9 protein-coding genes are annotated in these 11,875 nt (G+C 72.4%); 7 read left to right on the forward strand and 2 right to left on the reverse strand.

From position 1 onward, the window contains the following. Nucleotides 1-299 precede the first annotated feature (299 nt). Nucleotides 300-1,289: a malate dehydrogenase gene (locus tag AB0N17_RS31050; protein ID WP_366014887.1), complete on the forward strand. Its 990-nt coding sequence runs from the start codon at nt 300-302 to the stop codon at nt 1,287-1,289. A gap of 127 nt (nt 1,290-1,416) precedes the next feature. Here the strand turns inward: AB0N17_RS31050 and AB0N17_RS31055 are convergent, their stop codons facing one another. Then, nucleotides 1,417-2,805: an MFS transporter gene (locus tag AB0N17_RS31055; RefSeq protein WP_366014888.1), complete on the reverse strand. Its 1,389-nt coding sequence runs from the start codon at nt 2,803-2,805 to the stop codon at nt 1,417-1,419. Between the two features lie 114 nt (nt 2,806-2,919). Here AB0N17_RS31055 and AB0N17_RS31060 point away from each other — a divergent pair, with 114 nt between their 5' ends. The 6 genes from AB0N17_RS31060 to AB0N17_RS31085 all read left to right on the forward strand — a co-directional run bounded on the left by AB0N17_RS31060 (nt 2,920) and on the right by AB0N17_RS31085 (nt 11,120). After that, complete coding sequence (locus tag AB0N17_RS31060; protein ID WP_366014889.1) at nt 2,920-3,825, forward strand: LysR family transcriptional regulator; 906 nt, start codon at nt 2,920-2,922, stop codon at nt 3,823-3,825. A 162-nt stretch (nt 3,826-3,987) separates the two neighbouring features. Beyond that, complete coding sequence (locus AB0N17_RS31065; protein ID WP_366014890.1) at nt 3,988-5,508, forward strand: aldehyde dehydrogenase family protein; 1,521 nt, start codon at nt 3,988-3,990, stop codon at nt 5,506-5,508. 45 nt (nt 5,509-5,553) lie between these two features. Next, a complete protein-coding gene (locus AB0N17_RS31070; RefSeq protein WP_366014891.1) occupies nt 5,554-7,086 on the forward strand; it encodes a GMC oxidoreductase in 1,533 nt (510 codons plus the stop codon). After that, nucleotides 7,083-8,204: a glycine betaine/L-proline ABC transporter ATP-binding protein gene (locus tag AB0N17_RS31075; RefSeq protein ID WP_366014892.1), complete on the forward strand. Its 1,122-nt coding sequence runs from the start codon at nt 7,083-7,085 to the stop codon at nt 8,202-8,204. The genes AB0N17_RS31070 and AB0N17_RS31075 overlap by 4 nt, the downstream gene beginning before the upstream one ends. After that, the gene (locus AB0N17_RS31080; RefSeq protein WP_366014893.1) at nt 8,204-10,150 is read left to right on the forward strand and encodes an ABC transporter permease subunit; all 1,947 of its coding nucleotides are present in this window, start codon (nt 8,204-8,206) and stop codon (nt 10,148-10,150) included. The genes AB0N17_RS31075 and AB0N17_RS31080 overlap by 1 nt, the downstream gene beginning before the upstream one ends. Nucleotide 10,151: 1 nt before the next feature. Next, nucleotides 10,152-11,120 (forward strand): ABC transporter substrate-binding protein, encoded by a 969-nt coding sequence (locus AB0N17_RS31085; RefSeq protein WP_366014894.1) that lies wholly within the window; start codon nt 10,152-10,154, stop codon nt 11,118-11,120. A gap of 6 nt (nt 11,121-11,126) precedes the next feature. Here AB0N17_RS31085 and AB0N17_RS31090 read toward each other — a convergent pair whose 3' ends face one another. Further along, nucleotides 11,127-11,852 carry an isocitrate lyase/phosphoenolpyruvate mutase family protein gene (locus tag AB0N17_RS31090; protein WP_366014895.1) on the reverse strand — a complete coding sequence of 242 codons (726 nt, stop codon included), beginning with the start codon at nt 11,850-11,852 and terminating at the stop codon, nt 11,127-11,129. Nucleotides 11,853-11,875: the final 23 nt, after the last annotated feature.

Here is an 11,875-nt window from a genome sequence, read left to right on the forward strand (position 1 = left end):
GACGGGTGAATTCGGGGACCGCGCGCATGGCGGGCCGGATCCTGGGCACGCGAACGTTACCCCCACGGGAGTCCGGTAAGCCGGTACCCCCCCACCGGCGGCCGTCTCCGTCTTCCCTCTCCCGGACGGGCGGCCGCCTCTTTTCTCGTGTCACTCTGTGGGACGGGCCACAGGGCCCCGGACGCCCGGCATGCCGGATGCGCGATAGCCTGACCGCTGATCGATCTCTTGACGCCGAGAGATCGATCATTCGCCCGGGGCAGGGACGCCCCACCGCCAGCTGTCATACGGAGAACGCCATGACCCGCACTCCCGTGAACGTCACCGTCACCGGCGCGGCCGGCCAGATCGGTTACGCCCTGCTCTTCCGCATCGCCTCCGGCCAGCTGCTCGGCGCGGACGTTCCGGTCCGCCTGCGCCTCCTCGAGATCACCCCGGCCCTGAAGGCCGCCGAGGGCACGGCCATGGAGCTGGACGACTGCGCCTTCCCGCTGCTGCAGGGCATCGACATCACGGACGACCCGAACGTGGCCTTCGACGGCGCCAACGTGGCGCTGCTGGTGGGCGCCCGTCCGCGCACCAAGGGCATGGAGCGCGGTGACCTGCTGGAGGCCAACGGCGGCATCTTCAAGCCGCAGGGCAAGGCCATCAACGACCACGCCGCGGACGACATCAAGGTCCTCGTCGTCGGCAACCCGGCCAACACCAACGCGCTCATCGCGCAGGCCGCCGCGCCGGACGTCCCCGCCGAGCGCTTCACCGCGATGACCCGCCTGGACCACAACCGCGCGCTGACCCAGCTGGCGAAGAAGACGGGCTCCACGGTCGCCGACATCAAGCGTCTGACCATCTGGGGCAACCACTCCGCCACCCAGTACCCGGACATCTTCCACGCCACGGTCGCCGGCAAGAACGCCGCCGAGGTCGTGAACGACGAGAAGTGGCTGGCCGAGGACTTCATCCCGACCGTCGCCAAGCGCGGTGCCGCGATCATCGAGGCCCGCGGTGCCTCGTCGGCCGCCTCCGCCGCCAACGCCGCGATCGACCACGTGTACACCTGGGTCAACGGCACGGCCGAGGGCAACTGGACCTCCATGGGTATCCCGTCGGACGGCTCCTACGGCGTCCCGGAGGGCCTGATCTCCTCGTTCCCCGTCACCACCAAGGACGGCAAGTACGAGATCGTCCAGGGCCTGGACATCAACGAGTTCTCGCGCGCTCGCATCGACGCGTCCGTGCAGGAGCTGGCCGAGGAGCGCGAGGCGGTTCGCTCGCTGGGCCTCATCTGAGCATTGCGTTGACACGCCGGACGCCCGGCATCCCTTCGCGGGGGTGCCGGGCGTCCGCCGTGCGCGGGTCCGTCGTGGCCCTGTCGCGCCCGCGCGGGGGAGCCGCACATCGATGCGGCCCCGCGCCTCAGGAGGCCGCAGTGCCGTCCGCCGCGCAGCGCGGCACCCTTCGGGCGGTCGAGCCGTACCCCGCCACCACCAGCGCCGTGGCCACCAGCACCACCACTCCCACCGTCCGCAGCGCCGGGCCCATCCCGTGGATCAGATCGGGGTGGGCGGACAGGACCGTACCCGTGACCGCGACGCCCAGGGCCGCGCCGGTCTCCCGGGCGGTCGTGCCGAGGCCCGAGCCGAGGCCCGCCTGGTGGGCGGGGAGCGAGGTGACCACGCCGAGGGTCAGTGCCGGCATCGACAGTCCGGCGCCGGCCGAGATGAGCAGCAGCCAGCAGACGAACAGCGCGTAGGGGGTGCCCGCGTCGGCCGTGGAGGCGCCCAGCAGGCCGAGGCCGATCAGGGCGAGACCGGCGCCGATGACCGCGCGGGGGTGGCCGGCCCAGCGGGTGCTCAGCTTCTGCGCGAGGGCCATTCCGATCGCCAGCGGCATGATCGCGAGCCCGGTGAGGGCGGCGCCGAAGCCCTTCACGTCCTGCAGGTACTGCGAGTTGACGAAGAAGAGCGAGAACAGGCCGAAGAATCCGGTGGCCGTGCCCAGCGAGGCCGCCCGCAGGCGCGCCGAGGCGAAGACCCGCGGATCGAACAGCGGCGTGGACGAGCGCAGGCCGTGCCCGGTGAAGGCGGCGATCAGCAGCGCGCCCGCCGTGAAGGCGCCGAGGATGCGGGCGGAGGTCCAGCCGTAGGACGGGCCCTCGATGATGCCGAACAGGACCGCGACCAGGCCGGCGGTGAGCAGCAGGGTGCCGAGCGGGTCGGGGTTGCTGCGGGCGGAGCGTTCGGTGCGCGGGACGGTGACCGCGGCGGCCACGGCGAGGACGGCCGCGAGCGGGACCATGACCGCGAACAGCGCCCGCCAGCTGAGGAACTGGCCGGCCAGCCCGCCGCCCAGGTTGCCCGCCGCGCCGCCCAGACCGAGCGACAGCGTCCAGGCACCCATCGAGCGGGCCCGGTGCTCCGGCGCGGACAGCTGCATCAGGATCGACAGGGTGGCGGGGGTGATCAGCGCGGCCCCGGCCCCGGACAGGCCCCGGCCGGCGATCAGGGCGGCCGGGGCGGAGGCGAGCGCGCTGGTGGCGGCGCCCGCCGCGAACAGCGCGAGCCCGGTGAGCAGGGCGCCCTTGCGGCCGTAGCGGTCACCGAGCGCGCCGGCCGGGATGAGCAGGCCCGCGAAGACGATGACGTAGGCGTCGACCGTCCACAGGACCTCGGTGTGCGAGGGGTGCAGCGACGAGGACGCCAGCTGCGGGATGAGGAGGTTGATGGCGGCCACCATGCTCTGCGCGACGAGAACGCAGGCGCACAGCGCGAGCAGGGCGGGTCGTTTCAGGGCGTGCGCGGGCACGGCTCCTCCCGGGGAGCTGAGTGGGTGGTGGGTGGGATGCGCAGCGGCGCGCTCTCACCGTAGGCTCGCGAGTGACCTGCTTTCCAGTGCAACCTTTGCAAGGAATACCTGCACATGACGCAATCCGCAGGGCTCGATCTGAATCTGCTGGTCGCGCTGGACGTCCTGCTGGAGGAGCAGAGCGTCCAGGGCGCCGCCCAGCGGCTGCATCTGTCCGAGCCGGCGATGAGCCGCACGCTCGGCCGGATCCGCAAGGCGATCGGCGACCCCGTGCTGGTGCGGGCCGGACGCCGGATGGTGCCCACCCCGCACGCGCTGGCCGTGCGCGCGGAGGTGAGCGCGGTGGTGGAGCGGGCCCGGGCCCTGTTCGCGCCGGGCCGGGACGCCGACCTGCGCACGGTGTCCCGCACCTTCACGATCATCGGCCACGACGCCACCGCCGCCACCCACGGTGCGGCCCTGTTCGCCCGCGCCGCCCGCGAGGCCCCCGGCATCCGCCTGCGCTTCCTGTCCGAGAGCCATGTGGACGCCCCGTACCTGCGCCAGGGCACCGCGGACCTGGAGGTCGGGGTGATCGACACGGTCGCGCCCGAGGTGCATGTCGAGACGGTCTACGAGGAGCGCATGATGGGCGTCGTGCGGACCGGACACCCGCTGCTCCAGGGGGAGTTGACCGCCGAGCGGTTCGCCGGTGAGGCGGGCCACCTGAGCGTCTCCCGGCGCGGCCGGCAGCGCGGTCCGATCGACGACGCGCTCGGTGCGCTCGGCCTGGCCCGGCGGGTGGTGGGCAGTGTCGGCACCTACCCCGCCTCGTTGTTCGTGCTGCGCGAGACCGACCTGATCGGGCTGATCACCTCCCACGGCCGCCCGATGGCCCACGCCCTCGGTCTGGCCACCTTCGAGATCCCCCTCGCCCTCCCCGCGGTCGAGGTGGGCTTCGCCTGGCACCCGCGCCATGACGCCGACCCCGCCCATGCGTGGCTGCGCGACTGCGTGAGGGAGCTAATGATCCAGATGTAGCCCGCTTTCGTCCGTTTCGAACCCTGTTTTCAGTGACGCCGCGCACGTTCGGCCATGAATTGCGCATGCGAGGCGACGGCCCGGGGCAGGCGGCCACGGTCCCCGAGCCGGTCACGCCTGTGACACAGGGGCACGGAACAGGAACGGAAGGCAACACCGATCATGGCGGACAGAACGGAACGACAGGCCCAGGCGACCATCCACGCGGGGGGCGAGTGGCTGGCGGCGATCTCCGGCGCGACCCGCGAGATCCTGGACCCCGCGGACGCCCGGCCGTTCGCCGTGGTCGCCGAGGGTGACGAGAAGGACGCGGAGCGCGCGATCGCCGCCGCCCGGCAGGCGTTCGACCACGGCCCCTGGCCGCACACCCCGGTCGCCGAACGCGCCGCTCTGCTGCGCCGCGTCGCCGGCCTCCTCGTACGTGACCGCGAGGAGCTCGGCCTGCTGGAGAGCCGGGACGCGGGCAAGACCGTGGAGGAGGGCCGCATCGACATCGACTGTGTCGCCGACGCCTTCCGCTACTTCGCCGACCTCGTGGCCGCCGAGGCCCCCGGCCGGGTCGTGGACGCGGGCTCACCCGACATCCACAGCGTCGTCGTACACGAGCCGGTCGGCGTCTGTGCGCTGATCACCCCCTGGAACTACCCGCTGCTCCAGGCCAGTTGGAAGGTCGCACCGGCGCTCGCCGCCGGCAACACCTTCGTGATCAAGCCCAGCGAGATCACCCCGCTGACCACCGTCGCGCTGATCGGACTGCTGGCGGAGGCCGGCCTGCCCGCCGGCGTGGCCAACATCGTCACCGGCCCCGGCCACACCGTCGGCGCCCGGCTCGCCGAGCACCCCGACGTCGACCTGGTCTCCTTCACCGGCGGCCTGGTCAGCGGCACCAAGGTCGCCCAGGCCGCCGCCCCCACCGTGAAGAAGGTCGCCCTCGAACTCGGCGGCAAGAACCCCAACGTGGTCTTCGCGGACGCCTGCGCCACCGAGGAGGCCTTCGACACCGCCGTCGACCAGGCCCTCAACGCGGCCTTCATCCACAGCGGCCAGGTCTGCTCGGCCGGCTCCCGGCTCATCGTCGAGGAGTCCGTCCGCGAGCGCTTCGTCGCCGAACTCGCCCGCCGCGCGGGCCGGATCCGCCTCGGGCGCGGCACCGAGGCCGGCGTCGAGTGCGGCCCGCTCGTCTCCGAGCAGCAGCGCGCCAAGGTCGAGGCGTACGTGGCCTCCGCGCTGGCGGAGGGCGCGGTGCTGCGCTGCGGCGGCAAGCGCCCGGCGGCCGGCGAAGTCCGCCCGGAGAGCGGCTACTTCTACGAGCCGACCGTCCTCGACGCCTGCCACCGCGAGATGAAGGTCGTCCGCGAGGAGGTCTTCGGCCCCGTCCTCACCGTCGAGACCTTCCGCACCGAGGACGAGGCCGTCCTCCTCGCCAACGACACCGAGTACGGCCTCGCCGGCGCCGTCTGGACCGCCGACCCGGGCCGGGCCCGGCGCGTCGCCGCCCGGCTGCGCCACGGCACCGTCTGGATCAACGACTTCCACCCCTACCTGCCGCAGGCGGAGTGGGGCGGCTTCGGCAAGAGCGGCACCGGCCGCGAGCTGGGCCCCGCGGGCCTCGCCGAGTACCGCGAGTCCAAGCACGTCTACCAGAACCTCGCGCCGAAGCCGGTGCGCTGGTTCGCCGGCTGAGCACCGCCCGTCCCGCCCGGAAACACCCCCTGGAGTAGTACCCCCATGTCCCACACCCCTCACGTCTACGACTACGTCGTCATCGGCGGCGGCACGGCCGGCTCCGTCATCGCCTCCCGCCTCACCGAGAACCCCGACGTCACCGTCGCCGTCATCGAGGGCGGCCCGAGCGACGTCGGCCGCGACGACGTCCTCACCCTGCGCCGTTGGATGGGCCTGCTCGGCGGCGACCTCGACTACGACTACCCCACGGTGGAGCAGCCCCGCGGCAACTCCCACATCCGGCACAGCCGCGCCCGCGTCCTCGGCGGCTGCTCCTCCCACAACACCCTCATCTCCTTCAAGCCTCTGCCCTCCGACTGGGACGAGTGGGAGGAGGCCGGCGCCAAGGGCTGGGGCGCCGTCCCCATGGAGGCCTACTTCGCCCGCCTGAAGAACAACATCGTCTCCGTCGACGAGAAGGACCGGAACGCCATCGCCCGCGACTTCGTCGACGCCGCCCAGTCGGCGCTCGGAGTACCCCGGGTCGAGGGCTTCAACCGCAAGCCGTTCACCGAGGGCGTCGGCTTCTTCGACCTCGCCTACCACCCGGAGAACAACAAGCGCTCCTCCGCCTCCGTGGCCTACCTGCACCCGGTCATGGACGAGCGCCCCAACCTCACCGTCCTGCTGGAGACCTGGGCGCATCGGCTGGAGCTGGACGGCACCCACGCCGACGGCGTCCACGTGCGCACCAAGGACGGCGAGGAACTGCTGATCCGCGCCCGCAACGAGGTCGTCCTGTGCGCCGGAGCCGTCGACTCCCCGCGGCTGCTGCTGCACTCGGGCATCGGCCCCCGCGCGGACCTCGAAGCGCTCGGCATCCCGGTCGTCGTCGACCTGCCGGGCGTCGGCGAGAACCTGCTCGACCACCCCGAGTCGGTGATCGTCTGGGAGACGAACGGGCCGATCCCGGAGAACTCCGCGATGGACTCCGACGCGGGCCTCTTCGTGCGCCGCGACCCCGGCCACGCGGGCCCGGACCTGATGTTCCACTTCTACCAGATCCCCTTCACCGACAACCCCGAGCGCCTCGGCTACGAGCGCCCGCGGTACGGCGTGTCGATGACCCCGAACATCCCCAAGCCGAAGTCCCGCGGCCGCCTCTACCTGACCAGCGCGGACCCGTCCGTCAAGCCCGCCCTGGACTTCCGCTACTTCACCGACGAGGACGACTACGACGGCCGGACCCTGGTCGACGGCATCCGCATCGCCCGTGAGATCGCCAAGGCCGAGCCCCTCGCGGGCTGGCTCAAGCGCGAGGTCTGCCCCGGCCCGGAGATCACCGGGGACGCCGAGCTGAGCGAGTACGCCCGCAAGGTAGCGCACACCGTGTACCACCCCGCCGGCACCTGCAAGATGGGCGCCGCCGACGACGAACTCGCCGTGGTGGATCCCGAGTTGAAGATCCGCGGCCTCGAAGGAATTCGTATCGCCGACGCGTCCGTCTTCCCGACCATGACCGCCGTGAACCCGATGATCGGGGTGCTCATGGTCGGGGAGAAGGCCGTCGACCTGATCGGAAGTGACGCCCGATGACTCTCACCGTGCCCACACGCAAGCCCCCCACCGCCGACGCACCGGTCTTCTCGGTATCCGGCCTGTGGAAGGTGTTCGGCCCGAAGGCCGAGCGCATCCCGGCCGACCCGGAGCTGACCGCGCTCGACCCCGCCGAACTCCGCTCCCGCACCGGCTGCACGGCCGCCGTCCGTGACGTCTCCTTCGACGTCCGCAAGGGTGAGGTCTTCGTCGTCATGGGCCTCTCCGGCTCCGGCAAGTCCACCCTGGTGCGCTGCCTGACCCGCCTCATCGAACCCACCGCCGGCACCATCGCCATCGACGGCGAGGACGTCCGCGCGATGGACAAGGGCCGCCTGCGCGAACTGCGCCGGCACCGCGCCGCGATGGTCTTCCAGCACTTCGGCCTGCTCCCGCACCGCACGGTCCTCGACAACGTGGCCTACGGCCTGGAGATCCAGGGCGTCGGCAAGGCCGAGCGCCGCGAGCGGGCCGCCGAGGTCGTCGCCAAGGTCGGCCTGGAAGGACTGGAGAAGCGCCGCCCGGGCCAGCTGTCCGGCGGCCAGCGCCAGCGCGTGGGCCTGGCCCGGGCCCTCGCGGTGGACCCCGAGGTCCTGCTCTTCGACGAGCCCTTCAGCGCCCTGGACCCGCTCATCCGGCGCGACATGCAGGAGGAGGTGGCCCGCCTGCACCGCGAGGAGGGCCGCACGATGGTCTTCATCACCCACGACCTGTCCGAGGCCCTGAAGCTCGGCGACCGCATCGCCCTGATGCGCGACGGCAAGGTCGTCCAGCTGGGCACCCCGGAGGAGATCGTGGGCTCCCCGGCCGACGACTACGTCCGCGAGTTCGTCCGCGACGTCCCCCGCGAACAGGTGATGACCTGCCGTACGGCGATGCGTCCGGCGTCCGCCGGCGAGGCGGCGGGCGGCCCCGCGGTCCGGCCGCAGGCCACGGTCGCCGAGGCGATCGAGGCCGTGGCCCGGGCGGGCGAACCGGCCCGGGTCATGGACGACGGCAAGTGCCTGGGCGTCGTCGGCCACGAGCAGCTGCTGGACGTGGTGGCCGGCGTGGACACCCGGGCCCCGCGCGCACAGGCGATCCCCGCGCAGGCCAGTACCACCCCGGAGGCCGTCTGATGGCAACGCTCAGCCTCCCGACCTCCGGTACCGGCAAACCCCGCGTCCTCAGAAGCCGGGCCGCGGGCAAGCTCCTCCTGCTCGCCCTCTTCACCGCCGTCCTGCTGCCGTTCCTGAACGGCCGCTGGGGCAGCGGGTCCTGGCCGCACGAGCTGACCGTCCACCTCGACAAGCCCCTCACCACGGCCAGCAACTGGGTCATCGACAACCGGGACAGCCACCCGGTGTTCCTCTACTTCTTCGGCTACGTCAGCAACGCCGTCGTCCTCTCCGTCCGCGCCGTCTACCTCACCCTCCTCGCCGCGGGCTGGGCCGGCGTCACCGCGTTCGGCGCCCTCGTCGCCTGGCGCGTCGCCGGAGTCCGCCTGGCCGCAGGCACGGCGATCGCCTTCCTGGCCTGCGGCGCCCTCGGCATGTGGGTCCCCACCATGCAGACCCTCGCGCTCATGGTCGTGGCGGTCCTCGCCTCCGTGGCCGTCGGCGCGGTCCTCGGCCTCGGCGCCGGCCTCTCCGACCGCCTCGACCGTGCCCTGCGCCCGGTGCTGGACACCATGCAGGTGCTCCCGGCCTTCGCGTACCTCCTCCCCGTCGTCCTGGTCTTCGGCATCGGCGTCCCCGCGGCCGTCCTCGCCACCGTCGTCTACGCCGCCCCGCCGATGGCCCGCCTCACCGCGCTCGGCCTGCGCGGCGCCGACCCCGAAGTCCTGGAGGCCGTGGAGTCGCTCGGCGCGACCCGCCGCCAGCGGCTGCTCACCGCCCGTATCCCGCTGGCCCGCAAGGAACTCCTGCTCGGCCTCAACCAGACGATCATGATGGCGCTGTCCATGGCGGTCATCGCGTCCGTGATCGGCGCCGGCGGCCTCGGCGACCGCGTCTACCAGGCCCTCGCCTCGGTCGACGTCGGCCAGGCCCTCGCGGCCGGCATCCCGATCGTGCTGCTCGCGATCGTCCTGGACCGCGTCACCGGAGCCGCCGGATCGGGCACCCCGGCGAGCGACCGCCCCCGGACGATCGGCTGGCCGTACGCCCTCGCCGTCACCGTGGCGGTCGCCCTGGCCACCCGCCTCCTCGGCGGCCTCGACTGGCCGGCCGGCTGGACCCTGAACATCGCCGAACCGGTCAACCGCGCCGTCGACTGGATGACCGCCCACCTGTACTCCGGCGTCCCGGTCGTCGGCGGCACCGCCGACTGGGCGGGCCACTTCACCACCTGGATCCTGGATCCGGTCCGCAGCGGCCTGCAGTGGCTGCCCTGGTGGTCGGTGCTGCTGATCATCGCCGCCCTGGCCTGGCTGATCGGCACCTGGCGCACCGCGCTGACCGCCGTCCTCGCCATGGCCGCCATCGGTGTGCTGGGCGTCTGGGAGCCGTCGCTGGACACCCTCTCGCAGGTGCTGGCCGCCGTCGCCGTCACCCTCGTCCTCGGCTTCGCCATCGGTATCGCCGCCGCCCGCAGCGACCGCGTCGAACGCGCCCTGCGTCCCGTCCTGGACGTCTTCCAGACGATGCCGCAGTTCGTGTACCTGATCCCGGTCGTCGCCCTGTTCGGCGTGGGCCGCGCCCCCGCCATCGCCGCCGCCGTCGTCTACGCCCTCCCGGCCGTCGTCCGGATCACCGCGCAGGGCCTGCGCCAGGTCGACGCGGCCGCCCTGGAGTCGGCGCGTTCGCTCGGCGCGACCGGCCGCCAGCAGCTGTGGCAGGTGCAGCTCCCGCTCGCCAAGCGGTCCCTGCTGCTCGCCGTCAACCAGGGCGTCGTCCTGGTCCTCGCCGTCGTCATCATCGGCGGCCTGGTCGGCGGTGGCGCCCTCGGCTACAACGTCGCCTTCGGTCTCGCCCAGGGCGACCTGGCGACCGGCCTCGTCGCCGGTGCCGCCATCGTCTGCCTGGGCCTGATGCTGGACCGGGTGACCCAGCCGACCGAGCGCCGTGCGAAGAAGGGAGCCTGACATGCGATTCCGTACGACAGCCATGACCACGGCCGCCGTCGCCGCGGCGGGCTCGCTGACGCTGCTCACCGGCTGCGGCGCCGCCGACATGACCAAACAGGCCTCGCCGTTCGCCAACGCGCAGGGCTCGAAGACCGTCACCCTGTCCGTGCAGTCCTGGGTGGGCGCACAGTCCAACGTGGCCGTCGCCCAGTACCTGCTGGAGCACAAGCTCGGCTACCGCGTCGACACCGTCCAGGTCGACGAGGTGCCCGCGTGGGACGCGCTCAGCCAGGGCCGGGTCGACGCGCTCCTGGAGGACTGGGGCCACCCGGACCAGGAGAAGCGGTACGTCGAGGACAAGAAGACGATCGCGCACGCCGGCGACCTCGGGGTGACCGGGCACATCGGCTGGTTCGTGCCGACGTACCTCGTCAAGCAGCACCCGGACATCACGGACTGGCGCAACCTGAACAAGTACGCCTCGCTGTTCCGCACCGCGGAGAGCGGCGGCAAGGGCCAGCTGATGGACGGCTCCCCGTCCTACGTCACCAACGACAAGGCCCTGGTGAAGAACCTGAAGCTGAACTACCAGGTCGTCTTCGCCGGTTCCGAGGCGGCGCAGATCACCCAGATGAAGCAGTTCGCCAAGGAGAAGAAGCCCTTCCTGACCTATTGGTACTCGCCCCAGTGGCTGTTCAAGAAGGTGCCGATGACGGAGGTGAAGCTGCCGCCGTACAAGGAGGGCTGCGACGCGGACGCGGCGAAGATCACCTGCGCCTACCCGCACACCCCGCTGCAGAAGTACCTCAACGCCGACTTCGCGAAGTCCGGCGGCAAGGCGGCGGCCTTCCTGAAGAAGTTCACGTGGACGACCGAGGACCAGAACGAGGTCTCCCTGATGATCGCCGACCAGAAGCTGTCGCCCCAGGACGCGGCGAAGAAGTGGGTGGACAGCCACCCGGACGTGTGGAAGAAGTGGCTGTCCTGAACACCTCTAGGACATCAGTGCCTTCGAGGCCTCCCGCACCGCGGAGGTCGCCCGGCGCTGGAGTCCCGGCCCGAACGTGACGCGGGTGGCCCCGAGTCCGCCGAGAGCGGCGGGCGAGGGGCCGTCCCCGTCCAGCCGGGCCAGCGCGTTCAGCGGGCCCTCGATCCCGGCCCGGAGCAGTGGCAGCAAGCCCGTCGCTGCGAGGATCGGATAGATGCAGTCGGCTCCCGCCGCGACGTACAACGCCGCCCGCTCGATGGCCCGTTCCGGATCGCCGTCGCCGTGGACGAAGGTGTCGACCCGGGCATTGAGGAACAGCAGGCCGGCGGCGGCCGAGCGGATCTCGGCGAGGTACTCGGCGTGCTCGTGCGGGTCTTTGAGCACGCCCCCGTCCCCCGAGTCCTCGACGTTGCAGCCGACGGCACCCGCCTCCAGCAGCCGCTCCACCAGCTCCTTCGGCGCGAGTCCGTAGCCGCCCTCGACGTCCGCCGACACCGGCACGTCCACCGCGCGCGTGATCCGGGCGACCGCCGCGAACATCTCACCGGCCGGGGTGGCCCCGTCCGCGTACCCGAGGGAGGCGGCCACACCCGCGCTCGGCGTGGCCAGCGCCGGGAACCCGGCCTCGGCGAGCGCCCGGGCGCTGGCCGCGTCCCACGGGCCCGGGAGGATCAGCGGGTCGCCCTGGGCGCGCCGCAGATGCAGCGCGCGGAACTCGTCCACCTTGCTCACGGTCGGTGACCTCCGAAGTTCGC

Origin of the sequence: Streptomyces sp. NPDC051133, assembly GCF_040682635.1 — a bacterium.
Lineage (GTDB): Bacteria > Actinomycetota > Actinomycetes > Streptomycetales > Streptomycetaceae > Streptomyces.